The sequence below is a fragment of the Paracoccus sp. S-4012 genome, assembly GCF_009674885.1.
Classification (GTDB): Bacteria; Pseudomonadota; Alphaproteobacteria; order Rhodobacterales; family Rhodobacteraceae; genus Paracoccus.
In genome coordinates, this window is the sequence record NZ_WKKA01000002.1 from 223,834 (window position 1) to 247,942 (window position 24,109).

27 protein-coding genes are annotated in these 24,109 nt (G+C 70.0%); 15 read left to right on the plus strand and 12 right to left on the minus strand.

Going from position 1 to position 24,109, the window contains the following annotated elements:
- Positions 1–6: 6 nt before the first annotated feature.
- Positions 7–510, minus strand: coding sequence for a DUF3576 domain-containing protein (locus tag GI374_RS04500; protein ID WP_154335816.1), 504 nt, complete (start codon positions 508–510; stop codon positions 7–9).
- Between the two features lie 264 nt (positions 511–774).
- Here GI374_RS04500 and GI374_RS04505 point away from each other — a divergent pair, with 264 nt between their 5' ends.
- Together GI374_RS04505 and GI374_RS04510 are read left to right on the plus strand one after the other, a co-directional pair.
- A complete protein-coding gene (locus GI374_RS04505) occupies positions 775–1,872 on the plus strand; it encodes a porin (RefSeq protein ID WP_195759832.1) in 1,098 nt (365 codons plus the stop codon).
- 93 nt (positions 1,873–1,965) lie between these two features.
- Positions 1,966–2,622, plus strand: coding sequence for a YggS family pyridoxal phosphate-dependent enzyme (locus tag GI374_RS04510; protein WP_154335818.1), 657 nt, complete (start codon positions 1,966–1,968; stop codon positions 2,620–2,622).
- Here GI374_RS04510 and GI374_RS04515 read toward each other — a convergent pair.
- Complete coding sequence (locus tag GI374_RS04515) at positions 2,619–3,110, minus strand: L,D-transpeptidase (protein ID WP_154336011.1); 492 nt, start codon at positions 3,108–3,110, stop codon at positions 2,619–2,621. The genes GI374_RS04510 and GI374_RS04515 overlap by 4 nt on opposite strands.
- Positions 3,111–3,157: 47 nt before the next feature.
- Positions 3,158–4,225, minus strand: coding sequence for a GTP cyclohydrolase II (gene ribA / locus GI374_RS04520; protein WP_370515141.1), 1,068 nt, complete (start codon positions 4,223–4,225; stop codon positions 3,158–3,160).
- Positions 4,226–4,361: 136 nt separating this feature from the next.
- On the opposite strand from ribA, the gene GI374_RS04525 reads away from it, so the two are divergent.
- On the plus strand, positions 4,362–5,048 hold the full coding sequence (locus tag GI374_RS04525; RefSeq protein WP_154335820.1) for a response regulator transcription factor: 687 nt from the start codon (positions 4,362–4,364) through the stop codon (positions 5,046–5,048).
- A 68-nt stretch (positions 5,049–5,116) separates the two neighbouring features.
- On the opposite strand, the gene GI374_RS04530 is transcribed toward GI374_RS04525, so the two are convergent.
- Complete coding sequence (locus GI374_RS04530; RefSeq protein ID WP_154335821.1) at positions 5,117–6,091, minus strand: glutathione S-transferase family protein; 975 nt, start codon at positions 6,089–6,091, stop codon at positions 5,117–5,119.
- A 41-nt stretch (positions 6,092–6,132) separates the two neighbouring features.
- Here GI374_RS04530 and GI374_RS04535 point away from each other — a divergent pair, with 41 nt between their 5' ends.
- The 4 genes from GI374_RS04535 (at position 6,133) to GI374_RS04550 (ending at position 8,763) form a co-directional block, all read left to right on the plus strand.
- Positions 6,133–6,924, plus strand: coding sequence for an exodeoxyribonuclease III (locus GI374_RS04535; protein ID WP_154335822.1), 792 nt, complete (start codon positions 6,133–6,135; stop codon positions 6,922–6,924).
- 104 nt (positions 6,925–7,028) lie between these two features.
- Complete coding sequence (locus GI374_RS04540; RefSeq protein ID WP_154335823.1) at positions 7,029–7,937, plus strand: co-chaperone YbbN; 909 nt, start codon at positions 7,029–7,031, stop codon at positions 7,935–7,937.
- On the plus strand, positions 7,937–8,572 hold the full coding sequence (locus GI374_RS04545; protein ID WP_154335824.1) for an LON peptidase substrate-binding domain-containing protein: 636 nt from the start codon (positions 7,937–7,939) through the stop codon (positions 8,570–8,572). Before GI374_RS04540 ends, GI374_RS04545 begins: the two co-directional genes overlap by 1 nt.
- Entirely contained in the window at positions 8,569–8,763 is a 195-nt protein-coding gene (locus GI374_RS04550) for a Trm112 family protein (protein ID WP_154335825.1), read from the plus strand. Before GI374_RS04545 ends, GI374_RS04550 begins: the two co-directional genes overlap by 4 nt.
- Before the next feature lie 4 nt (positions 8,764–8,767).
- Here GI374_RS04550 and GI374_RS04555 read toward each other — a convergent pair whose 3' ends face one another.
- Complete coding sequence (locus GI374_RS04555; RefSeq protein ID WP_154335826.1) at positions 8,768–9,994, minus strand: UbiH/UbiF/VisC/COQ6 family ubiquinone biosynthesis hydroxylase; 1,227 nt, start codon at positions 9,992–9,994, stop codon at positions 8,768–8,770.
- A gap of 147 nt (positions 9,995–10,141) precedes the next feature.
- Between GI374_RS04555 and GI374_RS04560 the strand changes: the two genes are divergently transcribed.
- Positions 10,142–10,546, plus strand: a complete 405-nt coding sequence (locus GI374_RS04560; protein ID WP_154335827.1) for a hypothetical protein — start codon at positions 10,142–10,144, stop codon at positions 10,544–10,546.
- A gap of 6 nt (positions 10,547–10,552) precedes the next feature.
- On the opposite strand, the gene betC is transcribed toward GI374_RS04560, so the two are convergent.
- The 4 genes from betC to GI374_RS04580 form a co-directional block, all read right to left on the minus strand.
- Positions 10,553–12,076, minus strand: a complete 1,524-nt coding sequence (gene betC / locus GI374_RS04565) for a choline-sulfatase (RefSeq protein WP_154335828.1) — start codon at positions 12,074–12,076, stop codon at positions 10,553–10,555.
- Positions 12,073–12,969 (minus strand): choline ABC transporter substrate-binding protein, encoded by an 897-nt coding sequence (gene choX / locus GI374_RS04570; protein WP_229582598.1) that lies wholly within the window; start codon positions 12,967–12,969, stop codon positions 12,073–12,075. The genes betC and choX overlap by 4 nt, the downstream gene beginning before the upstream one ends.
- Before the next feature lie 126 nt (positions 12,970–13,095).
- Complete coding sequence (locus GI374_RS04575) at positions 13,096–13,698, minus strand: outer membrane lipoprotein carrier protein LolA (RefSeq protein ID WP_154335830.1); 603 nt, start codon at positions 13,696–13,698, stop codon at positions 13,096–13,098.
- Between the two features lie 129 nt (positions 13,699–13,827).
- Positions 13,828–14,775, minus strand: coding sequence for a manganese catalase family protein (locus GI374_RS04580; RefSeq protein WP_154335831.1), 948 nt, complete (start codon positions 14,773–14,775; stop codon positions 13,828–13,830).
- A 192-nt stretch (positions 14,776–14,967) separates the two neighbouring features.
- Here GI374_RS04580 and GI374_RS04585 point away from each other — a divergent pair, with 192 nt between their 5' ends.
- Positions 14,968–15,621 (plus strand): TerC family protein, encoded by a 654-nt coding sequence (locus GI374_RS04585; protein WP_154335832.1) that lies wholly within the window; start codon positions 14,968–14,970, stop codon positions 15,619–15,621.
- A gap of 83 nt (positions 15,622–15,704) precedes the next feature.
- Positions 15,705–18,338 (plus strand): DNA mismatch repair protein MutS, encoded by a 2,634-nt coding sequence (gene mutS / locus GI374_RS04590; RefSeq protein ID WP_154335833.1) that lies wholly within the window; start codon positions 15,705–15,707, stop codon positions 18,336–18,338.
- Positions 18,339–18,407: 69 nt separating this feature from the next.
- Here the strand turns inward: mutS and GI374_RS04595 are convergent, their stop codons facing one another.
- Positions 18,408–19,550: a type III PLP-dependent enzyme gene (locus tag GI374_RS04595; RefSeq protein WP_154335834.1), complete on the minus strand. Its 1,143-nt coding sequence runs from the start codon at positions 19,548–19,550 to the stop codon at positions 18,408–18,410.
- A gap of 134 nt (positions 19,551–19,684) precedes the next feature.
- Between GI374_RS04595 and GI374_RS04600 the strand changes: the two genes are divergently transcribed.
- Positions 19,685–20,116: an Lrp/AsnC family transcriptional regulator gene (locus tag GI374_RS04600; RefSeq protein WP_154335835.1), complete on the plus strand. Its 432-nt coding sequence runs from the start codon at positions 19,685–19,687 to the stop codon at positions 20,114–20,116.
- A gap of 119 nt (positions 20,117–20,235) precedes the next feature.
- Positions 20,236–20,835 (plus strand): NADPH-dependent FMN reductase, encoded by a 600-nt coding sequence (locus tag GI374_RS04605; protein ID WP_154335836.1) that lies wholly within the window; start codon positions 20,236–20,238, stop codon positions 20,833–20,835.
- A 39-nt stretch (positions 20,836–20,874) separates the two neighbouring features.
- Here the strand turns inward: GI374_RS04605 and GI374_RS04610 are convergent, their stop codons facing one another.
- Together GI374_RS04610 and GI374_RS04615 are read right to left on the minus strand one after the other, a co-directional pair.
- The gene (locus tag GI374_RS04610; RefSeq protein ID WP_154335837.1) at positions 20,875–21,351 is read right to left on the minus strand and encodes a VOC family protein; all 477 of its coding nucleotides are present in this window, start codon (positions 21,349–21,351) and stop codon (positions 20,875–20,877) included.
- A 13-nt stretch (positions 21,352–21,364) separates the two neighbouring features.
- Entirely contained in the window at positions 21,365–22,015 is a 651-nt protein-coding gene (locus GI374_RS04615; protein ID WP_154335838.1) for a winged helix-turn-helix transcriptional regulator, read from the minus strand.
- A gap of 108 nt (positions 22,016–22,123) precedes the next feature.
- On the opposite strand from GI374_RS04615, the gene GI374_RS04620 reads away from it, so the two are divergent.
- The 3 genes from GI374_RS04620 to GI374_RS04630 are packed head-to-tail and all read left to right on the plus strand — an operon-like array spanning position 22,124 to position 24,079.
- Positions 22,124–22,855, plus strand: coding sequence for a DUF1428 domain-containing protein (locus tag GI374_RS04620; protein WP_154335839.1), 732 nt, complete (start codon positions 22,124–22,126; stop codon positions 22,853–22,855).
- A 7-nt stretch (positions 22,856–22,862) separates the two neighbouring features.
- Positions 22,863–23,297 carry a VOC family protein gene (locus GI374_RS04625; RefSeq protein WP_154335840.1) on the plus strand — a complete coding sequence of 145 codons (435 nt, stop codon included), beginning with the start codon at positions 22,863–22,865 and terminating at the stop codon, positions 23,295–23,297.
- Positions 23,294–24,079: a VOC family protein gene (locus tag GI374_RS04630; protein WP_154335841.1), complete on the plus strand. Its 786-nt coding sequence runs from the start codon at positions 23,294–23,296 to the stop codon at positions 24,077–24,079. Before GI374_RS04625 ends, GI374_RS04630 begins: the two co-directional genes overlap by 4 nt.
- Positions 24,080–24,109 lie beyond the last annotated feature (30 nt).

Here is a 24,109-nt window from a genome sequence, read left to right on the forward strand (position 1 = left end):
GCCCGCTCAGAGCTGCCCGTCGCGGATGCGGAGCTGCCGGGCGCGGGTGAAGATCGCGTCCTCGACCGCCTGCACCGTGCCAGGCGCGACCGCAGCGCCCCCCGGCCCTTCCAGCGCCAGCTGCAGCGAGCGCGCGTCGAGCGCGGGGTCGGCGATCTTGATCGTCGCGCGATAGGCCCGCCCGCCGCCGGGCGGCGTGCCGTAGCCGGTGACGATCACGCCGGTGAACGGGTCCACCGACTGGATCGGCAGGAAGTTCAGCACCTCGAGCGAGGCGTTCCACAGATACTTGTTCACCGCCGTGGTGACGTTCGGGTCCTGCCGATTCGAGAACAGGTCCCAGACCGTGGACTGGCGCTGCTGCTGCGCGACCGGGCGGCGCGGGTCGGCGCGGTCGGTGTCGAAGACGCTGCGCCCGTCGCTGCGCGAGCACGCCCCCAGGGCCGCCACGACCGCGAGGACGGAGAGGCCGAGCCCGGCCCGGCGGCGATAGGTGGTCGCGGCGGTCATCCTGTCACTCTCTCCCGGCCCGGCTCAAAGCTCGCGCCAAGCCTTAGCCGCAAAGACCGGGCTGCGACAAGCGCCTCGCCCGCGGCGACGCCGGAGGCCCGCTGCCCGGCCGCTTCGCCCTGTGTGACCCTTCTGCATCATGCCTGTGGTTTCACCCCCCGGTTGCCGCCCGGATTGTTGCATCCGATGGGCGAAAGGTCGAAATAACGGGGCATACCCAAGCGGCATCCCCGGTTGGGCATGCCAGAGACAAGAGGGATTGCGATGAAAAAGCTTCTGCTTGCTTCCAGCGCGCTCGTCGGCCTTGCCGGCGCCGCCGCTGCCGAAGTTTCCGTGACCGGCGACGGTCGCATCGGTCTGCGCTTTGACAGCGACGAGCTCGTTCTCAACGAAGCCGGCGTGCTCGTCACGCGTGACACCTGGAACGTGATCAGCCGTGCCCGCGTGCGGTTCACCATGACCGGCGAGACCGACAGCGGCCTGTCGTTCGGCGCCATTCTCCGCGCCGACCAGGCCGACAGCCGTTCGTCCCGTGGCGGCAGCAACTCGCTCTATGCGGGCGAGGTCTTCATCTCGGGCGCCTTCGGCCGCCTGACCGCCGGTGAAGTCGACTCCGCGCTCGAAAGCGCCGTCGGCGACCTGCCGGAAGTGGGCCTCTCGGGCCTGAACTTCTACAACGAGTTCCAGTACTCGAGCTCGGATTTCGACGAGCTCTTCCAGGATGCGGGGCTGCTCTACAGCTACGCGTTGGGCGACGCGACGCTCTACGCCTCGTTCCAGGATCAGTACTTCCGCCTCCCGGGTGACGCCTTCGCCCGTGAGCGGGGTGACACCTGGTCGCTCGGCGCCGGCTACACGCTGGGCAACTACAGCTTCGGCATCGGCTACGAGGACTCTTCCTCCTTCATCGACCCGGTCGGCTACGCCTTTGCCAACCAGAGCACCGCCGGCAACTTCTACACCAACGACGCCACCACCTGGGGCGTCTCGGGCGGCACCTCGTTCGCCGGGATCACCTTCAAGGCGATCTACCTGGCGACCGATGTGGATGGTTCGGCTGACGCGGGCTCGTGGTCGCTTGGTGACTACGACGTCAACCAGTTGGGCGTCGGCGCCGAGTACACCATGGCCAATGGTGTCGGCCTGAAGGGCTTCTGGCGTCGGATCGACGGCGACAGCCTCGTTGTCGGCGGCGCGACGCTCGACAACGAAGTCGACATCTGGGGCCTCGGCGCCCAGTACGACCTCGGCGGCGGCGCGATCCTGAAGGGTGGCATCGCCCATCTCGACGGCGACAGCATCGCCTTCGGTCAGGACATCGACAAGACTGTTGCCGACTTCGGTGTGGCTCTGAACTTCTGATCCAGCCGGATCGTCGCAAGACCTTGGAGGGAGCGGGCATCTTGCCCGCTCCTTTCCGTTTGGGGCATGAGTTTGCCCGAGGGGAGGCCGCCCATGCCGCTGTCCGACATCACCGCCCGCATCACCGCCGCCTGCCGCGCCGCCGGCCGCGCGCCCGATGCCGTCACCCTGATCGCCGTCAGCAAGCTGCAGCCGCCCGAACGCGTGACCGCCGTGCTGGCCGAGGGGCAGCGCGTCTTCGGCGAGAACTACGTGCAGGAGGCGCAGCGGAAATGGCCCGGGTGGCGCGGGGAATGGCCGGGGGTGGAGTTGCACCTCGTCGGCCCGTTGCAGGGCAACAAGGCGAAGGCCGCCGTGCAGCTTTTCGACGCGATCCACAGCCTCGACCGCGTTGCGCTGGCCGAGCGGCTGGCCCGCGTCGTCCAGGCCGAGGGCCGCGCCCCGCAGCTTTTCGTGCAGGTCAACACCGGGGCCGAGCCGCAGAAGGCGGGGGTCCTGCCCGATGAGGCGGAGGCCTTCGTCGCCCGCTGCCGCACCCTCGACCTCGCCCCCGCAGGGCTGATGTGCATCCCGCCCGAGGGCGACGACCCGGTGCCGCATTTCCGCCTGCTGGGGCGGCTGGCGCGGGACTGCGGCCTCGACATGCTCTCGGTGGGCATGAGCGCCGATTTCGAGGCCGCGATCGCCGAGGGCGCCACGCATGTCCGCGTCGGCTCGGCCATCTTCGGCGACCGCCCGGCGAAGGATTAGACCGCGCCCTCCAGCCGCCGCGCCCGTTGCTGGCGCGGGCTGCCCACCGGCACCAGCAGCCGCGCACCGGGGGAGAGGCGGGCCGCGATCCAGTGCAGGTCCGCGCGGGCCAGCGCGATGCAACCGGCCGTCGGATAGCCCGGCCGCCGCCACTGATGCACGAAGATCGCGGACCCCGCGCCGGGGCGCACCGGGGCGCGGTTCCAGTCCAGCACGAGGATCAGGTCATAGAGCGGATCGGCCCGCCACAGCCGCTCATGGCTGGCGGCAAGGGGCGCGGGGACGAGGCGGTTGTAGGCCGGATGCCCGCTCTCGTCACACCAGAGATCGCCGGCGCGCAGGGGCCACGCCCAGCCGCAGGGCGAAGCGATCCGGTCGGGCCGATACAGCACCGCCTCGATCCGGTGCGCGCCCGTGGGAGTCGCCCCGTCCCCCTCGCGCTTCGCGGCCCCCGGCACGATTCCGCCCCGCCCCACCGCGCAGGGCATCACCCGACCGGCGAAGGCGAGCCCGCGCGGGGTGAGGCGCAGATCGCTCACAGCAGATGGCCGGATTTCTCGGCCTTGGTGTCGAGGTAGCCCTCGTTGTGGCGGTTCCGCGCGGTGATGAGGGGCACGCGCTCGACCACCTCGATCCCGTGGCTGGCCAGCATCTCGACCTTCTTCGGGTTGTTCGTCATCAGCCGCACGCGCGTGATCCCCAACTCCCGCAGCATCGCCGCGCCGAGGCGGAAGTCGCGCTCGTCGTCCTCGAATCCAAGCCGGTGATTCGCCTCGACGGTATCGAAACCCTGCGCCTGCAGGGCATAGGCGCGCATCTTGTTGGCGAGGCCGATCCCCCGGCCCTCCTGGTTGAGGTAGAGCAGCACCCCCGCCCCCTCGCGCCCCATCGCCGTCAGCGCCCCGTTCAGCTGCGGGCCGCAGTCGCATTTCAGGCTGCCCAGCACGTCGCCGGTGAAGCAGGCCGAGTGCAGCCGCACCAGCACCGCGCCGTGGCGGTCGGGGGCGCCGATCTCGACCGCGTAATGCTCGGCGCCGCCGTCGTCGGGGCGCAGGACGTGCAGACGCGCCTCGGCCGCGGCGGTGAGCGGCAGGCCGGCTGCGGCGACGGGCGAGAGCAGCGCCTCGCGCCCGAGTTCGAGCGCGAGGTCGGCGGCGTCGAGGCGCGTCACGCCCTCCGGCAGGGGCGCTTCGACCAGCAGCATCGCGGGCAGCAGCTCCGCCGATTTGGCGAGGGCAAGCGCCGCCCGGGCCGGGGCGGCGTCGCCGTCGCGGAGCGCGGTGAATGGTCCCTTCAGCGGCATCGCGAGGTCGCGCGCCGGGTCGGCCATGGCCAGCAGCCACTCGCGGTCGGCGTGATCGGGGACCTTCACCCGGACCAGATCGCCGTCATAGGCCGCGAGCTTCAGCGTCGCCGCCCGCCGTGCCATCAGCGCGAGGACCGGCGCCCCCGCCGCCCGGAACCCCGCCAGCCGCGCGGCCGAGACCGTCTCGGCCGCCGCCACGAGGCTGCCGCCGATTGCCACCGGCAGCCCGATCCGCAGGTCGGCGCGGGCGCGGGAGACGGTCTCGGAAGGCGTCGGGGAGAGCGTTGAGCGGGTCACTGGCGGGGCCGGGCTGAAACAAACTGAAACATCGCGCGCCCTGGCGACAACTGACCGTGAGAAAGGTTGCGGGTCGCTTGCCGCCGGGGCCGAACGCCCGCAGCTTTCGGCCAATCGAGCGAAGGAGGCAACCAGAATGGCCGGTTTGAAGAAGATCCTGCTGGTGGATGACGAGGACGACCTGCGCGAGGCCTTGGCCGAGCAGCTGGTCGCCACCGAGGATTTCGACGTCTTCGAGGCCGCCACCGGCGCCGAGGCGGTCGAAAAGACCAAGGCGAACCTGTTCGACCTCGTGGTCCTCGACGTGGGCCTGCCCGACACCGACGGGCGCGAGCTCTGCAAGCGGCTCCGAAAGCAGGGCGTGAAATGCCCCGTTGTGATGCTGACCGGCCACGACACCGACGCCGACACGATCCTCGGCCTCGATTCGGGGGCGAACGACTACATCACCAAGCCGTTCAAGTTCCCGGTGCTGCTTGCGCGCCTCCGGGCTCAACTTCGGACGCATGAGCAGTCCGAGGACGCGATCTTCCAGCTCGGCCCCTACACCTTCCGGCCGTCGATGAAGATGCTGATCGACGGCAAGGACCGGAAGATCCGCCTGACCGAGAAGGAGACCAACATCCTGAAGTTCCTGTATCGCGCGCAGGACGGGGTGGTGGCGCGCGATGTGCTGCTGCACGAGGTCTGGGGTTATAATGCAGGCGTGACGACGCACACGCTGGAGACGCATATCTACCGGCTGCGGCAGAAGATCGAGCCGGACCCGTCGAACGCGCGGCTGCTGGTGACGGAGAGCGGGGGCTATCGGCTAGTGGCGTGAGGTGGCGCGGTGCGTGCCTGGCACGCACCCTGCCGGAGGGTGCGTGGTTTCCACGCACCTTCCGCCAATCACCCCCGCCCGTGCGGCGCGTCCCAGTCGATCACCGGGTTGACCGGGATGATCCCGTAGGGATTCAGGTCCGGGTGACTGCGGTAGTAATGCGTCACGATGTGATCCTGCCGCACCGTCCCGGCGATCCCCGGCATCTGGTAGAGCTCCCGCGTCCAGCCCCAGAGGTTCGGATAGTCGCGCAGCCAGGTGCGGTTACACTTGAAATGCGTGTGGTAGACCGTGTCGTAGCGGACCGCCGTGGTGAACAACCGCCAGTCCGCCTCGGTCACCCGGTCGCCGGCCAGGTAGCGGTTCCCAGCCAGCAGCCCCTCCAGCCAGTCCAGCGACTCGAGCAGCGGCCCGATGGCGGCATCATAGGCGGCCTGCGTCGCCGCGAACCCGGCCTTGTAGACGCCGTTGTTCACCGTGTCGTAGATGCGCTCGTTCAGTTCGTCGCAGCGCGGGCGCAGGTCCTCGGGCCAGTAACGCACGTCATTGCCGGTGATCGCGTCGAATGCGCTGTCGAACATGCGGATGATCTCGGAGGATTCGTTGCTGACGATGGTGCCGCGCGCCTTGTCCCAGAGGACCGGCACCGTGACCTTGCCAGTCATGTGCGGGTCGGCCCTCACGTAGATGTCGCGCAGATGCGTGGCGCCGTGCAGCGGGTCGCCGGTCGCGCCGGGGAAGTCGGTCTCGAAAGTCCAGCCCTCCTCGCCCATCACCGGATGCACCACCGACACGCCGATCAGCGGCGCCAGCCCCTTCAGCTGCCGGAAGATCAGCGTCCGGTGCGCCCAGGGGCAGGCATAGGAGACGTAGAGGTGATAGCGCCCCGCCTCGGCCGCGAAGCCGCCCTCGCCCGAGGGGCCGGGCGCGCCGTCCGGCGTGATCCAGTTGCGGAAGCCCGCGTCCTGGCGGCGGAAGTCGCCCTCCTCCTTCGTGGCGCCGACCGCGCCGCGCCGCCACTCGCCGTCAACCAGCTGACCCATCGGCTTTCCCTTCCCTGCCCTTCGGGCTAGACCCGGCCCCCATGTTCACCATCGCCACATGGAACATCAACTCGGTCCGCCTGCGCGCCGGCCTCGTCGCCCGTTTCCTGCAGGAGGAGGCGCCCGACATCCTCTGCCTGCAGGAATGCAAGTCGCCGGTCGAGAAGCTGCCGCTCGAGGCCTTCCGGGCGCTTGGTTACAACTGGGCCGTCGCCCGCGGCCAGAAGGGCTATAACGGCGTCGCCATCCTCTCGCGCTTGCCGATCGAGGATGCGGGCGATCAGGACCATGCCGGGCTGGGCCACGCGCGGCATGTGGCGGCGCGGATGGAGAACGGCATCACTATCCACAACGTCTATGTCCCCGCGGGCGGCGACGTGCCCGACCGCGAGGTCAACGAGAAGTTCGGCCAGAAGCTCGACTACTTCACGGACCTGCGCGACAGCTTCCATGCCGAGCGGCCCGCGCGGTCGATCCTCGTCGGCGACCTCAACGTCGCCCCGCGCGAGGATGACGTCTGGAACCACAGGCAGATGCTGAAGGTCGTCAGCCACACGCCGGTCGAGGTCGAGCATTTCGGCCAGGCGCAGGATGCCGGCGGGTGGGTGGACGTGACGCGGCAGGACATCCCGGAGGGGCGCCTCTTTTCCTGGTGGTCCTACCGGGCGCGGGACTGGGCGGCGGCGGATCGCGGGCGGCGGCTTGACCACATCTGGGCCACGCCCGACATCGCCAATGCCGGGCACGCGAGCCGCATCCTGCGCGACTGCCGCGGCTGGGAGCAGCCCTCCGACCACGTCCCGGTGCTGGCGAGCTTCGATCTGGCCGCTTGAGGCCGCCCACGGGCAGAGCGCGCGGAAAACCTGCGCCGCCCTTCCGGTTCCCCGCGACTGCGCCCATATTGCGCCCGACACGAGTTTTTGCGGGGACGATCGCGATGATGCTTCAGGGCGCAGCCGAACAGCCGGCCACGGGCGACTACATCAAGGACGTGACCGAGGCGACGTTCATGGCCGAGGTCATCGACGCCTCGATGCAGGTGCCGGTGATCGTCGATTTCTGGGCGCCGTGGTGCGGGCCATGCAAGACGCTCGGCCCCGCGCTCGAGGCCGAGGTGGCGCGCCACAAGGGCCGCGTGAAGATGGCCAAGGTCGATGTCGACCAGAACCAGATGATCGCGCAGCAGCTTCGCATCCAGTCGGTCCCGACCGTCTACGCCTTCTTCCAGGGCCAGCCGGTGGACGCCTTCCAGGGCGCGATCCCGGCGTCGGAGATCAAGAAGTTCGTCGAGAAGCTGATCGCGCTCGGCGGCGATGACGGGGGTCTCGGCGAGGCGCTCGAGGCGGCCGAGCAGATGCTGGCAGAGGGCGCGCATGAGGATGCGGCCGAGACCTTCCGGGCCATCATCGGCGAGGAGGCCGAGAACGCGCAGGCCTGGGGCGGGCTGGTCCGGGCGCTGATCGCTGGCGGCAACGAGGAGGCGGCGGCGACGGCGCTCGCCAAGGTGCCCGCGACGATTGCCACCGCGGGACCGGTCGAGGCGGCGCGGGCACAGCTGCAACTTGCGGAGCAGGCGGCGAAGGCTGGACCGCTCGCCGATCTGGAGGCGAAGGTGACGGCCGATCCGGCCGACCATCAGGCGCGCTTCGACTATGCCACCGCGCTCCATGCCGGGGGGCAGGTCGAGGAGGCGGTGGACCAGCTGCTGGAGCTGTTTCGCCGCGACCGCGAATGGAACGACGGGGCGGCCAAGGCGCAGCTGGTGACGATCTTCGATTCGCTGAAGCCCAACGATCCGGTGGCGCTGAAGGGACGGCGGCGGCTGTCGAGCCTCGTCTTCGCGTAATGGCGCAGGGGCCGGACCTTCCCGACGCGATCCCGCTCTTTCCGCTGCCGGGTGCGGTGCTGATGCCCCGCGCCCGTTTGCCGCTGCACATCTTCGAGCCGCGCTACCTGCAGATGGTGGACGATGCCCTGCGCTCGGGCAACCGGCTGATCGGGATGATCCAGCCGATCGGCGAAGGGCTGGCGCAGGTCGGCAGCGCGGGCAGGATCGCGGGCTTCCAGGAGACCGAGGACGGGCGGCTGATGATCTCGCTGCGCGCCATCTCGCGCTTCCATCTGCGCGAGGCCGAGGAGGGATTCCAGCCCTATCTCCACGGCCGCGTGGACTGGGCGGGCTTCGAGGCCGACCGCCGCGGCGTGGCCGAGGAGGACCCGGAATTCGACCGCGAGCCGTTCCTGCGGAAGCTGCGCCGCTACATGGCCGCACGCGACCTCTCGACCGACTGGCAGGCGACGGGCGAGGCGGACGACGAGATGCTGGTCAACGCGCTCGCCATGCTGCTGCCGCTGGAGGTCGAGGAGAAACAGGCGCTGCTGGAGGCGCCGACCTTGGCCGAGCGGCGCCGGCTGCTGGACGGCTTCATGGAATACGCGCTGCACGGCGGCAGCGGCGGCGGCGAGGACATCCTGCAATGACCGAGACCCAAGCCACCGCCTTCGACCGCCACATGCTCGAGGCGCTCGTCTGCCCGGTGACGCACGGGCCGCTGCGCTACGACGCCGCGCGGCAGGAACTGGTGTCCGAGACCATCGGCCTCGCCTTCCCGATCCGCGAAGGCATCCCGGTCATGCTGGTTGGCGAGGCCCGGCAGGTGAAGGCCGACTGACGCCTCAGAGCGGCTGCCCGGCCAGCAGCCGGGGCATCGGATCGAGGCTCAAGCCCGCCGCCTGCCGCATGAAGCCCCGCCGCAGCGCGGGCACCGCCTGCACCGCGCCCATGCCGAGGCCGCGCGCCAGCCGCAGCAGCGGGTTGCCGTTCGAGAACAGGCGGTTCACTCCGTCCATCCCGGCCGCCAGCAGCGTCGCGTCGAAGCGCCGCCAGCCCTGATAGCGTTCGAGCACGAGGTCCGAGCCGAAATCCTCGCCCCGCCGCCGCGCCTCGACCACGCATTCGGCCAGAGCCGCCACGTCGCGCAGCCCGAGGTTCAGGCCCTGCCCCGCAATCGGATGCACGCCGTGGGCGGCGTCGCCGATCAGCGCCCGGCGCGGGGCGATGTAGCGCTCGGCGAGGCTGAGGCTGAGAGGATAGTCGAAGCGCGGCCCGGCCAGTGCGATCGCGCCTAGCTGCGGCCCAAAGGCCGGGCGCAGCGCGTCGAGGAAGGCCGCGTCGGGCTGCGCCCGCAGCGCCTCGGCCTCGCGGCGGGGCAGCGACCAGACGATCGAGGAGCGGTTGCCGGTGAGCGGCAGGATCGCGAGCGGCCCGCCAGGCAGGAATACCTGCCGCGCAGTGCCGCCATGCGGCAGCTCATGCGACAGCGCAGTGACGAGCGCCGTCTGGCCGTAGTCCCAGCCGGTGCGGCGGATGCCGGCATCGCGCGCCACGAAGGAGCCGCGGCCATCGGCGCCGACCAGCAGCCGCGCCCCGATCCGGCCGCCGTCCAGCGTGACGGTGACGCCCGCCGGCCCCGCCTCGACGCCGCGCACACTCGTGCCCGGCAGATGCGTCAGCCCCGGCGCCGCCTCCATCGCCTCCAGCAGCGCCCGGTAGAGGTGCCGATCCTCGACCATGAAGCCGAGCGGCCCCTCCTCAAGTTCGGCCGCGTCGAAGCCGAGGCCGAGCCACCCGGGCGCCTCGCCCGGACGCGCCTGCACCGCCTCGACCCGCAGGATCGGCTGCGCCTCGGCCGCGAGCGCGGGCCAGACCCCGAGCGCGGCCAGCAGCCGTTGCGAGGCGAGCGCGAGCGCATAGGCGCGGCCGTCGAAAGCCTCGCCCGCCCGCTCGCGCGCGGGGCGGGCATCGACCACGGCCACGGTCAGCCCCGCGCCCGCAAGCGCAAGCCCGAGCGCCGGTCCGTTCAGCCCGCCCCCGGCGATCACGACATCGACTCGATCCGTCATGGCGGCACGCTACCCGCAGTTTCGCACCCGGTCCATGCAACCGAGGGATCGTTTTGCTTTTCAGCGCGTTGGGGCGTCACGCCGCGCAGACGGTTCTGCGCCATTTCGGCCCGGCTGCCGGGTGCCCCAACGAAAGGAAGAAGCGATATGCGCACGATTCTCATCACCGCGGCCGCCACCCTGGCGCTCGCTGCCTGCGACATGCCCGCCGCGCAGGACTCCGTCGTCGTGACCGACGGCACCGATGTCGCGGTCGTCACCCCCGAGCCGGTTCCGGCGGGCGGCCCGGCGCCGCTGCCGATGCTCGGCACGTGGAATTGCGACATGACCAGCTTCACCGTCACCCCGGGAACCTACACCACCGGCGGCGGCGCCACGACGCGCATCGTCTCGATCGACCGTGGCAGTGATTTCTACCGCCTCCACCTGCAGGACGGACAGGTCATCCGCATGTCGAACTTCAACGGCACCTCGCTGACCTGGCAGAACGAAGCCCAGGCCGCGCGCGGCAGCGACAGCCCGCCGCCCACCATGGTCTGCAACATGGCTTGACCGGCCCTATTCTCCTCGAGGAAAGCGCTTGCTTTCCTCGAGGACATTCAGGTCCATGTGGTTGCGCATGTAGCGTTCGCTGGCCCGCATGAGGGGCTGGTGGTCCCAGGGGAAATAGGCCCCGTTTCGCAGCGCCGGATAGACGACCCAGCGGCGTGCCTGGCTCTCGCGCACTGCCGCGTCATGAGCGGCGAGGTCCCAGCGATCCGCGGCCAGCTGCCGGAAGCGGTCCAGACGTCCTGCATGGCCGGGGTCCGCTGCAAGGTTGGTCCGCTCGCCCGGATCGGCGCCGAGGTCGAACAGTTGCTCGGGGTCCGCCGGGCAGGCCGTGTATTTCCAACCGCCCTCCCGCAGCGCCACCATCGGCGCGATACTCCCCTCTGCCGCGTATTCCATCGGCACCGGACCACGGGGCTCGCCCGCGACGACCGGCGTCAGGTCGACCCCGTCCACCCAGGGGCTCACCTCTTCCATCGAGATGCCCGCGAGCGCGCAGAGGGTCGGCGCAAGATCGAGGGTGGAGACCGGCGTGTCCACCCGCCCCGGCGCAAGTCCCGGTGCCGCGATCATCATCGGCACCCGCGCCGAGCCCTCGAAGAAGCTCATCTTGAACCACAGGCCCCGGTCGCCCAGCATGTCGCCGTGGTCGGAGACGAAGACCACGATCGCCTCCTGCCGGGTCCGCTCCAGCACGTCGAGGATCTCGCCGATCTTCTCGTCGATGTAGCTGATACTCGCGAAATACCCCTGCCGGGCGCGGCGGACATGCTCGGGCGTGATGTCGAAGTTGCGCCAGTCGCAGGCGTCCATCAGCCGCTGTGAATGCGGGTCCTGCGCCTCGTAGGGGATCGCCTCGGGCGGCTCCAGCTCGGCGGCGCCCTCATAGAGTTCCCAGTGACGCCGCCGAGCGACATAGGGGTCGTGCGGATGGGTAAAGCTGACGGCGAGGCACCAGGGCCGCGCGTCGCCGCCGCGGGCGAGGTCGTGGAGCTTGCGGCAGGCGTGGAAGGCGACCTCGTCGTCGTATTCCAGCTGGTTGGTGATCTCGGCCACGCCCGCGCCAGTGACGCTGCCGAGGTTGTGATACCACCAGTCGATCCGCTCGCCGGGACGGCGCCAGTCGGGCGTCCAGCCAAAATCGGCCGGATAGATATCGGTCGTCAGCCGCTCCTCGAAGCCGTGCAGCTGGTCGGGGCCGACGAAATGCATCTTGCCCGAAAGGCAGGTCTGCCATCCGGCCCGGCGCAGGAAATGCGCCCAAGTGGGGATGTCGGAGGCGAACTCGGCCGCGTTGTCATAAACCCGCGTGCGCGAGGGCAGCAGCCCCGACATGAACGAGGCCCGCGCCGGGGCGCAGAGGGGCGAAGCGGTGTAGGTGTTGGCGAAACGGGTGGACCGCTCCGCCAGACGCCTCAGGTTCGGGGCATGCAGGAACTCCGCCGGTCCGTCGGGGAAGAACAGGCCATTGGCCTGATCGACCATCAGGATCAGGATGTTCGGCCCCGCGCCCGCGCGGGCAGTGGACGTCATCCCAGCGCCGCCTCCACCGCCGGAAGGCCCGGCTGGCCGTCGAGCGTCGTCACGCCGTCCAGCCACGGCCCGAGGACGTCGGGATGGGCCTTCACCCAGGCTTTGGCCGCGTCGGCGGGGGCCTCGGCGTCGTCGAGGATGGCGCCCATGATCTCGTTCTCCATATCGACGGTGAAGACGAGCTGCCGCAGAAGCTGCGCCGCGTTCGGGCACTGCGCCGGCCAGCCGGTGCGCGCGAGCGTGTAGACCTGCGCGCCGCCGAAATCGGGGCCGAACTCCTCGTCGCCGCCGGAGAGATAGGTGATGTCGATGGCCACGTTCATGGGATGCGGCGCCCAGGCGAGGAACACCGTCGGCGTCCCCGCGGCGTCGTTCCTCTGCACCTGCGCCAGCATCGCCTGCTCGCCCGATTCGACCAGCTCCCAGTCGCCGAGGCCGAACTTGTCCACGGCGATCATCCCGGCGATGGACTGGTTCGCGGGCGCGCCCGGCTCGATGCCGTAGATCTTGCCCTCGAAGGCGTCGCGGTGCTGGTCGAGATCGGCGAAGTCGGCAACGCCGAGCGCCGCGCCCGCCGGGTTCACGCCCAGCGTGAACTTGGCGCCCTCGAGGTTCTGGACCAGCTCCTCGACCGCGTCCGACTGATCGAGATCGTCGCGGAAGGCCTTTTGCGCGGGCATCCAGTTGCCCAGGAAAACGTCGGTCTGCCCGGATTTCAGCGCCTCGTAGCCGATGGGAACCGAGAGCGTGCGAATATCCACGTCGTAGCCCAGCGCCTCGAGGACCGTCTCGGCCACAGCGTTGGTGGCGTTGATGTCGGTCCAGCCTGGGTCCGACATGCGGATCGTCCCGCAGGCCGCGGCGTCGTCCTGTGCCGCTGCGGCCCCGGTCATCAGCGCAAGAAAGGCTGCGGCAGTTGTGAGCGTCCTCATGGCGGTCCCTCCGAAGGTCATGGCCCCGGCGGATGCGATCCGCCGGGGCCGAACCTGCCCGCTCGCGCGGCCGAGGTCCACGCGGAATTACTGCCGCCGCGCGACCTCGTTGGGGATGGCGAAGCGCGAGGGCGGGATCGACACGCCGGTCTGCATGTCGCCCAGCACCACGGTCGTCTTCGAGCCGGTGTCGTCGGTCACGACCCACTGGCGCAGCTGCGTCGGGTTGGCGGTGAACACCATCTGGATGTTGCCGTTCTGCGGCGCCGAGGGGTCCTGCGCCGTCACCACGGTCGAGTTCCCCTGCTCGGAATGGCCCGTCACTATGCCCGAGCGGTTCAGGTCCACGTTCGGCGCGAGGATGATCGACAGCGGCGTGCGCGACAGCGGGTATTCCTGATGCCCGGTGTTCGACTTGCCGTCGAAGACCGCGACCTGCCCGCCCGAGGCGAGGACCAGCGTGCCGTTGCCGCCGGCATATTCGAACCGCACCCGGTTCGGGCGGTGGATGTAGACCGTCCCGGTGGAGACCGAGCCGTCGCCGTTCACCTGCGTGAAGTCCGCGACCGCGGTCTGCAACCCGTTCAGGTAGCGCGAGATCTCGTTGAGGGAGATCTTCTCGGCCGCGGCCGGGGCTGCGGCGGCGAGAAGGGCGAAGGCGGGCGCGATTGCGTGGCGGAGGATGTTCATGGCGGCACCATAACGCGGCGGTTCGCGGAACAGATCATCACGAAACGACGAAACCGGCGTGAGCCGTTGAAAATGCCCGTGACGCGGCGTGAGCGGGACGCGGCCGCAACCGCGCCCCGCGGGGCCCACTCAAAGCGAGCCGGCACCCTGCATGGCCGCCTTGGTGAGCTTCTCGGCGATCTCGAACATCTCCTCGGGCGCGTAGTCGGGCGAGAAGGCCGAGGGCTCTCCGGTCAGGTCGTGGATCTTGCCGCCGTCCGGCATCCCCTCGACCACCACCAGGTCGCCCGGCGGGTCGTCGGGCAGCGCCGTCTCGCCTTCCCAGATGCCGCGCATCGCCTGGAAATCGCCCGTGGAGAAGGTGTAGAGCCGCCGGTGCGAGCCTTCCTGCAGGTATTTCTGGCACTCCGGCACCTTGTCGAGCGGGATGTTCGGCGTCGGCAGCATCTGCTCGATCGCGATCCCGGTCAGCTTCTTCAGTGCCAGCGCATAGGCATGGGCATGGACCGAGCCGCGCACCAGCAGGTAGCCGCAGACCTCGCGCCCCGTGGCGTTGTCATCGGTGAGCGACTCATAGACCCGCAGCTTGTGCAGCCGCGCCCCGCATTCCAGGTGGAAGTTGTGCAGCAGGTCGAAGATCACGTTCCCGGTGGTCGTCACCATGTCGTTGTTCCACGACATCGAGTTCGAGTTCACCGGCACCGCGCCGCCGCCATAGGAGAAGAACGAGGCGGCCGAGCGGATGTCCTTCATCGCCTCGAACGGGGCCCGCGAGATGTCGCCGCCGTTGCCCTCGTCGGCGCCGCGCTTGTCGGGGCCGTTGGCGAGCATCGCCACACCGTGACCGACGAGCTCGACATGGCCCAGCTCCTCGGCGGTGATCGCGGCGACCAGGTGGTAGAAGGGCTTCAGCTTGGACTTGGAGCGGAAGTTGAAGCTCTGGAACAGGTAGTTCCCGAGCGTGGACATCTCGCCATATTTGCCGCCCATCAGTTCCTGCAGCGCGGCGGCGGCGTTGGGGTCGGCCTTCTTCGGGGGCGGCAGCTCCGTCTGGAGCCGGTCGACACGCATGAACATCGTGGGGTTCCTCTCTTGCAGCTGCGGACGCGGCTGCGCCCGTGCGACAACTCGCAAGATCGATCATCGTTCACCCCGCGCCGGGCGGCGGGCCGAGAAATGCGCCGGGTTCCCGCGTTGTTCCGGCGCTCTGCTTGACCCCTGCGGCGAATGGGTCCAATCCCGCGAGAAGCAGGTACAGCGGGCGGATCAATGGAAATCTTCACCTACGACGGGTTCATCGTGCTGCTGCAGGTGCTGGCGATCGACCTCGTCCTCGCCGGCGACAACGCGATCGTGATCGGCCTCGCCGCCGCGGGCCTGCCGAAGGATCTGCGCAACAAGGCGATCCTGATCGGCATCCTCGCGGCCACGGTCCTGCGGATCATCTTCGCGCTGATGACGACCGTGCTGATGGGCATCACCGGCCTTCTGATCGCGGGCGGCATCCTGCTGCTCTGGGTCTGCTGGAAGATGTGGCGCGAGCTCCGCGCCGGCCACCACGACGAAGCGGTTGCCGCCGAGGAAGCGCTGACCGGCACCGATCTCGACGCGAGCGGCCGCGTGAGCGCGAAAGCCCCGCGCAAGACCTTTGCCCAGGCCGCCTGGCAGATCGTCATCGCGGACGTGTCGATGTCGCTCGACAACGTGCTGGCGGTGGCGGGCGCGGCCAAGGACCACCCGACGATCCTCGTGATCGGCCTCGCGGTCTCGATCGCGCTCATGGGCCTCGCCGCGACCTTCATCGCCCGGCTGCTGAACAAGCACCGCTGGATCGCCTATGTCGGCCTCGCCATCATCTTCTACGTCGCGCTGAAGATGATCTACGAGGGCTGGCACGACGTGGCCGCCGCCGGATATTTCTAAGGCCACCGCTCGGGGCGCTTCGTCGCCCCCAAGCGGTTCCGGGCGATGGACCCCGCGCCCCCGCCCGGCTTAGACACCCCTCCATGAGCGACGAGACGCCCACCCCGATGATGGCCCAGTATCTGGCCATCCGCGACGCCAATCCGGGCGCGCTGCTGTTCTACCGGATGGGCGATTTCTACGAGATGTTCTTCGACGACGCCGTGGCCGCCGCCGCCGCGCTCGACATCGCGCTGACCAAGCGCGGCACCCATGCGGGCGCGCCGATCCCGATGTGCGGCGTCCCGGTCCATGCCGCCGAGAGCTACCTGCTGACCCTGATCCGCAAGGGCTTCCGCGTCGCCATCGCCGAGCAGATGGAGGACCCGGCCGAGGCCCGCAAGCGCGGCGCGAAGTCGGTCGTCGCCCGCGACGTGGTGCGGCTGGTGACACCTGGCACCCTGACCGAGGAGTCGCTGCTGGAGGCGCGACGGCACAACTTTCTCGCCGCCTGGGCCGAGGTGCGCGACGAGGCCGCGCTCGCCTGGGTGGACATCTCGACCGGCGCCATGCGGGTGATGCCCTGCCCCTTGTCGCGGCTGGCGCCGGAACTCGCCCGCCACGCGCCGCGGGAACTGCTGGTCTGCGAGGGCACGCGTCTGCACGACCTCGCCTCGGAGACCGGGGCGGCACTGACGGAGCTTCCCTCGGGCAGCTTCGATTCGGCGGCAGGCGCGCGCCGACTCGCGGCGCTCTACGGCGTCGAGACGCTGGACGGCTTCGGCCAGTTCTCCCGCGCGGAACTGTCGGCGATGGGGGCCATCGCCGACTATCTCGCGCTGACGCAGAAGGGCCGTCTGCCCCTGATGCGCCCGCCCGTGCGCGAGGCGGCGGGCGGCGCGATGCAGATCGACGCCGCCACGCGCCGCAACCTCGAACTGACGCAGGCGCTCTCGGGCGGGCGCGAGGGCTCGCTGCTGGCGGCCATCGACCGAACGGTGACGGCGGCGGGCGCCCGGCTGCTGGAGCGGCGCATCAGCGCGCCGTCGCGCGATCTGGCCGAGATCCACGCCCGGCAGGCGGCCGTGGCGGCGCTCATGGACGACCCGCGCCTCGCCGCCGACCTGCGCGCCGATCTGGCGCGGGTGCCCGACATGGACCGCGCGCTCTCGCGTCTGGCCCTCGACCGCGGCGGCCCGCGCGACCTCGCCGCGATCCGCGCCGGGCTGACGGCGGCGGGGGCGATTGCCGGGCGGTTGGAGCGGGTGGAGGCCGCGGTGCTGGCCGATGCCGCCCGCGACCTCACCGGCCACGACGCGCTGATCGACCTGCTGGACGACGCCCTCGTGGCCGAGCCGCCGCTGCTCGCCCGCGACGGCGGCTTCGTGGCGGCCGGCCACGACCCCGATCTCGACGAGACCCGGCGGCTGCGCGACGAGGGCCGCGGAGTCATTGCCGGGATGCAGGCGGACTATGCCGAGGAGGCCGGCGTCCCGAGCCTGAAGATCAAGCACAACAACGTGCTCGGTTATTTCATCGAGACCACCGCCACCCACGCCGCGCGGATGCTGGCACCACCGCTCAGCGCCCGCTTCATCCACCGCCAGACCACCGCCAACGCCGTGCGCTTCACCACGGTCGAGCTGTCGGAACTGGAAACCCGTATCCTCAACGCCCGCGACCGCGCCCTCGAGATTGAGCGCGGGATATTCGCCCACCTGACCGCCGCCGTCCTCGCCGAGGCTGGTCCCATCGGGCAGGCCGCCCGCGCGCTGGCCGAGATCGACGTGACCGCGGCCTTTGCCGACCTCGCCACCGGCGAGGGCTGGACCCGCCCGCAGGTGGACGCGAGCCGCGCCTTCGAGATCGAGGCCGGCCGCCACCCGGTCGTGGAGCGCGCGCTGAAGCGCAAGGGCGAGGCCTTCGTCGCCAACGACTGCGCGCTCACGGCGGGCGACACCCCCGCGATATGGCTGCTGACCGGCCCCAACATGGCGGGGAAATCGACCTTCCTGCGCCAGAACGCCCTCATCGCGATCCTCGCGCAGGCCGGGGGCTTCGTCCCCGCCGCCCGCGCCCATGTCGGCCTCGTGAGCCAGCTCTTCAGCCGCGTGGGCGCGGCCGACGACCTCGCCCGCGGCCGCTCCACCTTCATGGTCGAGATGGTCGAGACGGCGGCGATCCTGAACCAGGCGGACGAATCAGCCCTCGTGATCCTCGACGAGATCGGCCGGGGGACGGCGACCTGGGACGGGCTCAGCATTGCCTGGGCGGTGCTGGAGCATCTGCACGGGACGAACCGCTGCCGCGCCCTCTTCGCCACGCATTACCACGAAATGACGCAGCTTTCGGCCCGGCTGGAGGGGGTCGAGAACGCGACGGTGGCGGTGCGCGAGTGGGAGGGCGAGGTGATCTTTCTCCACGAGGTCAGGCAGGGCGCCGCCGACCGCAGCTATGGGGTGCAGGTCGCCCGCCTGGCCGGGCTCCCGGCCGCCGTGGTGGACCGCGCGCGCGAGATCCTCGCGGCGCTGGAGAAGGGCGGCCGCGAAGGCGGCACGGCGCGGCCGGCGGCGCTGATCGACGATCTGCCGCTGTTCCGCGCCGCACCGCCGCCCGCGCCAGCGGCCGTGGCGAGGGCGTCGGCGGTGGAGGTGCGGCTGAGCGAGGTGCAACCCGATGCGCTCAGCCCGCGCGAGGCCCTGGAACTGGTCTATGAGTTGAAGGGCTTGTCGTCGTAGCGCGGGCTCATGGTGCGTGGAAACCACGCACCCTACCGGTAGGGTGCGTTCTTTGAACGCACCCCGTCCTCACTCCAACGCGAGCGCCGTCAGGTGCTGCAGGTCCCCGAAGCCGTTGAACCGCGTATTCGTCACGACAGAGTAAGCGCCCGCTCCCTGCCAGACGATGAAATCGCCCTCCTCGGTATCCTCCGGCAGCCCGATCTCGCCCGGCAGGCGGTCAACGGAATCGCAGGTCGGGCCGAAGATCGGCCGCGGGGCCTCGCCGCCGCCGCGGACAGAGCCGTCCGGCGCGTAGACGCAGAGCCGCCCGAGATTGCCGATCAGCGGCAGCTCCGTCAGCCCGCCATAGACCCCGTCATTCAGAAACACCGAGCCGCCGTCGCGGATCGCCTTGATGCGGGTGATCAGCGCGAAGGCGTCGGCGCAGAGGCCGCGGCCGGGCTCGCAGACCAGCTCCGGCGCATCCGTGCCGAAGACCTCGGCCGTGGTCTCGCCGATGCGGGCGAAGATGGCCTCGAGGTCCGGCTCGATCCCGTGCACGCGCCAGGAGGGGAAGCCACCGCCCACGTTCAGCCGCGCCGGACGCACGCCCGCGGCCTCTGCGATCTCGCCCGCGACGCGGATATAGCTCTCCCAGGCGCCGGGATCGACGCATTGCGTGCCCGGATGGAAGGTCAGCGAGGGCGTGTAGCCCTTCGCCGCCACCGCGCGCAGCAGCTCGGCCGCCATGTCGGGCGGGGCGCCGAACTTGGCGCCGAAATCATAGGCCGCGCCCGCCACCGGCAGCTTGAAGCGGGGCGAGATCTCGCAGCCCTCGGCCGGGACCATGTCGAAGAGCTTGTCCAGTTCGGAACGGCTGTCCACCGACCACGCCTTGATGCCCGCCTTCACGGCATGGGCGATCTCGGCCCGGCTGCGAACCGGGTTGTGGTAGTGGCGCGCGGCGCCCGGCGCGAGGCGGGTGATGAGGTCGATCTCGAAGGGCGAGGCCACGTCGAAGCCGCGGATGCCCGCCGCCACGAGGTTCTGGATCACCACCCCGGACGGGTTCGACTTGACGGCATAGGTGACGAAGCCGGGGAATCCGTCGAGAAAGCGGCGCGCGGCCGCGTGAAGCTCGGTCGGGGCGAAGACCATGACCGGGTTTTCGGGCGTGAGCGCCCGGATGATCTCGGCCGGGGATTTCCAGACCGTGCGGGTCTCTTCCATGCGTCCTGCCCTTTCCGTGGTCGCTTGGCCAAAGGATGCGCCATATGGGCAACGATATCGCCGCCGGAAAGGATGCATCCGCCGGAATGACCGGTTAAAGCGCCGGAAGCAGACTACAACTTGGCAGGTGTGGCATGGATGACCTCGACCGGCGGATCCTCGCCCAGCTTTCGCAGGACGCCCGCGTGTCGGTCGCGGTGCTGGCGCGGCGGCTGAAGGTCGCGCGCTCGACCGTGCAGGCGCGGCTCGAGCGGCTCGAGAACTCGGGCGTGATCGCGGGTTACACGCTGCGGCTGGGCGAGGCCGCGCGCGAGGGGCGCATCCGCGCGACCGTGCTGCTGACGGTCGAGCCGCGGGCGCAGGTGGCGATCCTGCCGCGCCTCAAGGCCGTCCCGGAGGTCGAACGCATCCACACGACCTCGGGCCGGGTGGACCTGCTGCTGCAACTCTCGGCCGCCTCGACGACGCAGCTCGACGCGGTGCTGGACCAGATCGGCGACCTCGCCGGGGTGCGCTCGTCCGAGAGCCTGATCCATCTCTCGACCAAGCTCGATCGCGCGATCTAGGCGGCGGCGGTCCGGGCCTTCTTGCATCGCAGCCGACAGTATCTAAGTAAGTCTAGGTATCGAACATATACTGCCCCCGTCGACAAGGCGGGGGCGGTTTCGTTGAGGAGACGCAGAGCATGGCACTGAAGCTGAACATCATCGTGGGGTCCACCCGTCCGGGCCGTGTCGGCCCCCGGATCGGGCAATGGGTGAAGGCGGCAGCGGAGCACCACGGCAAGTTCGACGTCGCGCTCGTCGACCTCGCAGATTTCCATCTGCCGCTGCTCGACGAAGCCAGCCACCCGCGCCTCGCCGAGTACCAGAACGAGCCCACCAAACAGTGGAGCGCCAGCGTCGCCTCCGCCGACGCCTATGTCTTCGTGACGCCGGAATACGACTACTTCCCCCCGGCGAGCCTGGTGAACGCGATCCAGGTTCTGTCGAAGGAATGGGGCTACAAGACTGCGGGCGTGGTCAGCTACGGCGGCGTCTCCGGCGGCCTCCGCGCCACCGAAACGCTGCGCCAGCTTCTCGGCAACGTGAACGTGCATGCCCTGCCGCAGACGGTGCCGGTGCCCTTCTTCCCGCAGCACATGGACGAAGATGGCGTGTTCGGTCCCGCCAAGGAGGTGCAAGACGGCGCCCGGCTGATGCTGGACGAACTGCACAAATGGGCCGGCGCCCTGAAGACGCTGCGTCCCGCGAAAGCCGGCGAGGCCGCGCGCGAGGCGGCCTGAATACGTCGCGAACCGGAGGGTCAGCCCTCCGGTCGCGGCTCAGGCGGCGTTTGCCGCGGCTTCCAGCCCGGCGATGTCGAACTTGACCATCTTGAGCATCGCTTCGGTCACGCGCCGCGCCCTCGCGCGGTCGCCCGCCATCAGCTCGCCCAGCCGCTTCGGCACGATCTGCCAGGCGAGACCGTAGCGGTCGCGCAACCAGCCGCATTGCTCGGGCGTGCCGCCGTCGAGCAGCGCGTCCCACAGGCGGTCGATTTCCTCCTGCGTGTCACACTCGAGGACCAGCGAGATCGCGTGGTTGAAGGGGTCGAGCGGCCCGGCGGCGATCGCCTGCATGCGCTGCCCGGCGAGAGTGAACTCGACCACGGTGACGCTGCCGGGCGGGCCGGACGGGGTCTCGGCCGCGAGCGTGGTGACGGACTCGACGCTGCTGCCGGGGATCACGGAGGCGTAGAACCGGGCCGCCTCCTCGGCCTTTTCGGTGTACCAGAGATGCGGGAACAGGCGGACAGTCATCGCGAGGCTCCTTTCAGGGACGAAGTTTGAACAGGTCGACGAAGGCCTGCCCGCGGGCCATGTCGCCTTCGACGGTGACGCGGCCCTCGGCAGCGACTTCGGCCAGCGGACGGCGGCCATAGACGGCGACCGCGACATCGTTCGGTCGCCCGGCCAGAAGCACCTCGCCCTCGGGCGGATCGGCGCGGGCCACGCTGTAGCGCCCCTCCACCACGCGCGCGGCGAAGCCTTCGCCATCGAGCAGCAGGGCCGCCTCGATGGGGCCGTTTGCGCGCGCGGACTGGAACGACGCCCGCATGGACAGCGCGAGCGCGGAGGGACTGATCGGCAGCCGCGGGTCGTGCCCCGGCATCGCCGCGCCCCATCGGCAGAGGGCGGCAATCACCGGCCAGAGCCCCTGCCCCGCCTCGGTCAGCTCATAGGCCTGCACGCGCGGCGGCTGGGGCAGCATCCGGCGAATCACGACGCCCCCCGCCTCCATGTCGGCCAGCCGCTGCGTCAGCATGTTCGTGGCGATCCCCGGCAGGCCCGCCTTGATGGCGCCGAAACGCTTCGGCCCGAGCATCAGTTCGCGCGCGATCAGCAGCGTCCAGCGGTCGCCGATGAGGTCGAGGGCGTGGGCCGCGATGCAGCCCTCACCATAGGATTTGCGGGTTTCTGCCAAGGCGCCCCTCCTTTCAGGCAGGCTAGAACTTTTCAGTTGCTTTTTGCAACTACTCCCCGCAGCCTGACCGGGTTCAAGGACGTTCCCGCCACCCGAAAGGACGATCCAATGACTTATTTCACCGGCTCCGTGACCCCGGTGCCCAAGCGCATCCGGCAGGACTACATCGCCCAGCTCCACCGCGCCTGGCCGCTCATGCAAAAGCGCGGCGCGGTCCGCATGGTCGAGGCTTGGGGCGAGGACATCCAGCCCGGCAAGCAGACCGACTTCCTCCGCGCGGTCGCGGCGAAGGATGACGAGGCGGTCGTGTTCGGCTGGGTCGAATGGCCCGACAAGGCGACCTCCGACGCCGCCTGGGCCGACATCATGCAGAACGGCGAGGAGATGTCGCAGGCCATGGGCGAGGTCCAGTACGACGGCAAGCGCATGATCTTCGGCGGTTTCCAGAAGTTCGTCGCCGACGGGACCGACCGCGGCGGCTATTATACCGGCTTCCTGACGCCAGTGCCGAAGGCCAACAGGGACGCCTTCGCGAAGATGGCGAAGTCGGCCTGGGAGGAGGAGTTCCAGCCCCGCGGCTGCCTCGGCAATTACGAGAACTGGGGCGACGACGTGCCGCACGGGCGGCAGACCGACATGTATCGCGCCGTCGATGCCAAGGACGGCGAGGTGATCGTCATGTCCTGGTCGGCCTGGCCCGACCGCACCACCTGCGAGGAAGCCTGGCGCGGAATGGCTGCGGGCATGGAAGCCGGGCAGGAGATGCCGGACATGCCGTTCGACGGCAAACGCATGATCTGGGCCGGGTTCGAGCCGCTGTTTGACAGCGAAAAGGCTTGAGGCGAGGATGCCGTTCATCCCCTACCTGACCTTTCAGGGCAACGCCGCCGAGGCCTTCGCCTTCTATGCCGAGGTCTTCGGCGGCACGCCCTTTGTCATGCGCTTCGCCGACATGCCCGAGGGCGAGGGTCCGCCGGGGCTGCGCAACGAGATCCGCGACTGGGCGCTGCATGTCTCGCTCGCCACGCCGGACGGGATGCTGATGGCCTCCGACGCGCCGCCGGAGTTCGGGGGCGAGGCGCAGGCCGGCGTCTCGGTCTCGGTCACGCGGCCCGATTTCGCCACCTCGCAGGCGCTCTTCGAGCGCCTGGCCGAGGGGGGCACCGTCTCGATGCCCTTCGGCAAGACCTTCTTCGCCGAGGGCTACGGCATGTGCCGCGACCGCTTCGGCACGCACTGGATGGTCAGCGTGGCCGACACCGCCGACAGGAGCACCCCATGACGCGCAGCTACCACGGAATGCCCTGCTGGTTCGAGCTGGGGACCAGCGATCTCGACGGCGCCGGCGCCTTCTACGGCAAGCTGCTCGGCTGGGAACTCGGCGACAGCGGCATGCCGGGCTTCGACTACCGGCTCGCCAAGGCCAACGGCCAGATGGTCGCCGGCATGATGTCGCTGGACGATCAGCCGCCGGGCACGCCGCCCAACTGGGTGATCTATTTCGCTGTGGACAGCGCCGACGACACCGCCCGCGATGCCGTGGCGAAAGGGGCGAGGGTGCTGAAGGAACCGGCCGACATCCCCGACACCGGCCGCTTCGCGATTCTCTCCGATCCGCAGGGCGTCGTCTTCGGCATCCTGCAACCCGCCCCCATGGAGACGGAGCCGGAAGCCTACGCCTTCGACCAGAGGAAGGAGGGTCACGGCAACTGGCTGGAGCTGATGACCCCCGACCAGGAGGCGGCGCTCGACTTCTACACCGGGCAGTTCGGCTGGACCCGCTCCACCGCCGTGCCCATGGGCGAGCACGGCACCTACCAGCTCTTCGCCCGCGACGGCGCCGATATCGGCGGGATGATGCGCTCGGGCGGGGAGCCGCCGCCGGCGTGGTTTCCGTATTTCGGCGTGAACGGCATCGACGCGGCCATCGAGCGGGCGAAGGGCGCCGGGGGCCAGCTGGTGCATGGCCCGCAGGAAGTGCCCGGCGGCGCCTTCATCGCCTGGTTCGCCGATCCGCAGGGGGCGATGTTCGCTGTCGTCGGGCCGAAGAGCCGAGCCGCATGACGCCGCGCCGCCCGTCCCTCGATCACGCGA

What these genes read in the sequence shown, in the direction of transcription:
- GI374_RS04500 (WP_154335816.1), bottom strand. Translation starts at nt 510, where the DNA reads ATGACCGCCGCGACCACCTATCGCCGCCGGGCCGGGCTCGGCCTCTCC.
- GI374_RS04505 (WP_195759832.1), top strand. Translation starts at nt 775, where the DNA reads ATGAAAAAGCTTCTGCTTGCTTCCAGCGCGCTCGTCGGCCTTGCCGGC.
- GI374_RS04510 (WP_154335818.1), top strand. Translation starts at nt 1,966, where the DNA reads ATGCCGCTGTCCGACATCACCGCCCGCATCACCGCCGCCTGCCGCGCC.
- GI374_RS04515 (WP_154336011.1), bottom strand. Translation starts at nt 3,110, where the DNA reads ATGCCCTGCGCGGTGGGGCGGGGCGGAATCGTGCCGGGGGCCGCGAAG.
- GI374_RS04525 (WP_154335820.1), top strand. Translation starts at nt 4,362, where the DNA reads ATGGCCGGTTTGAAGAAGATCCTGCTGGTGGATGACGAGGACGACCTG.
- GI374_RS04530 (WP_154335821.1), bottom strand. Translation starts at nt 6,091, where the DNA reads ATGGGTCAGCTGGTTGACGGCGAGTGGCGGCGCGGCGCGGTCGGCGCC.
- GI374_RS04535 (WP_154335822.1), top strand. Translation starts at nt 6,133, where the DNA reads ATGTTCACCATCGCCACATGGAACATCAACTCGGTCCGCCTGCGCGCC.
- GI374_RS04540 (WP_154335823.1), top strand. Translation starts at nt 7,029, where the DNA reads ATGATGCTTCAGGGCGCAGCCGAACAGCCGGCCACGGGCGACTACATC.
- GI374_RS04545 (WP_154335824.1), top strand. Translation starts at nt 7,937, where the DNA reads ATGGCGCAGGGGCCGGACCTTCCCGACGCGATCCCGCTCTTTCCGCTG.
- GI374_RS04550 (WP_154335825.1), top strand. Translation starts at nt 8,569, where the DNA reads ATGACCGAGACCCAAGCCACCGCCTTCGACCGCCACATGCTCGAGGCG.
- GI374_RS04555 (WP_154335826.1), bottom strand. Translation starts at nt 9,994, where the DNA reads ATGACGGATCGAGTCGATGTCGTGATCGCCGGGGGCGGGCTGAACGGA.
- GI374_RS04560 (WP_154335827.1), top strand. Translation starts at nt 10,142, where the DNA reads ATGCGCACGATTCTCATCACCGCGGCCGCCACCCTGGCGCTCGCTGCC.
- betC (WP_154335828.1), bottom strand. Translation starts at nt 12,076, where the DNA reads ATGACGTCCACTGCCCGCGCGGGCGCGGGGCCGAACATCCTGATCCTG.
- choX (WP_229582598.1), bottom strand. Translation starts at nt 12,969, where the DNA reads ATGACCGGGGCCGCAGCGGCACAGGACGACGCCGCGGCCTGCGGGACG.
- GI374_RS04575 (WP_154335830.1), bottom strand. Translation starts at nt 13,698, where the DNA reads ATGAACATCCTCCGCCACGCAATCGCGCCCGCCTTCGCCCTTCTCGCC.
- GI374_RS04580 (WP_154335831.1), bottom strand. Translation starts at nt 14,775, where the DNA reads ATGTTCATGCGTGTCGACCGGCTCCAGACGGAGCTGCCGCCCCCGAAG.
- GI374_RS04585 (WP_154335832.1), top strand. Translation starts at nt 14,968, where the DNA reads ATGGAAATCTTCACCTACGACGGGTTCATCGTGCTGCTGCAGGTGCTG.
- mutS (WP_154335833.1), top strand. Translation starts at nt 15,705, where the DNA reads ATGAGCGACGAGACGCCCACCCCGATGATGGCCCAGTATCTGGCCATC.
- GI374_RS04595 (WP_154335834.1), bottom strand. Translation starts at nt 19,550, where the DNA reads ATGGAAGAGACCCGCACGGTCTGGAAATCCCCGGCCGAGATCATCCGG.
- GI374_RS04600 (WP_154335835.1), top strand. Translation starts at nt 19,685, where the DNA reads ATGGATGACCTCGACCGGCGGATCCTCGCCCAGCTTTCGCAGGACGCC.
- GI374_RS04605 (WP_154335836.1), top strand. Translation starts at nt 20,236, where the DNA reads ATGGCACTGAAGCTGAACATCATCGTGGGGTCCACCCGTCCGGGCCGT.
- GI374_RS04610 (WP_154335837.1), bottom strand. Translation starts at nt 21,351, where the DNA reads ATGACTGTCCGCCTGTTCCCGCATCTCTGGTACACCGAAAAGGCCGAG.
- GI374_RS04620 (WP_154335839.1), top strand. Translation starts at nt 22,124, where the DNA reads ATGACTTATTTCACCGGCTCCGTGACCCCGGTGCCCAAGCGCATCCGG.
- GI374_RS04625 (WP_154335840.1), top strand. Translation starts at nt 22,863, where the DNA reads ATGCCGTTCATCCCCTACCTGACCTTTCAGGGCAACGCCGCCGAGGCC.
- GI374_RS04630 (WP_154335841.1), top strand. Translation starts at nt 23,294, where the DNA reads ATGACGCGCAGCTACCACGGAATGCCCTGCTGGTTCGAGCTGGGGACC.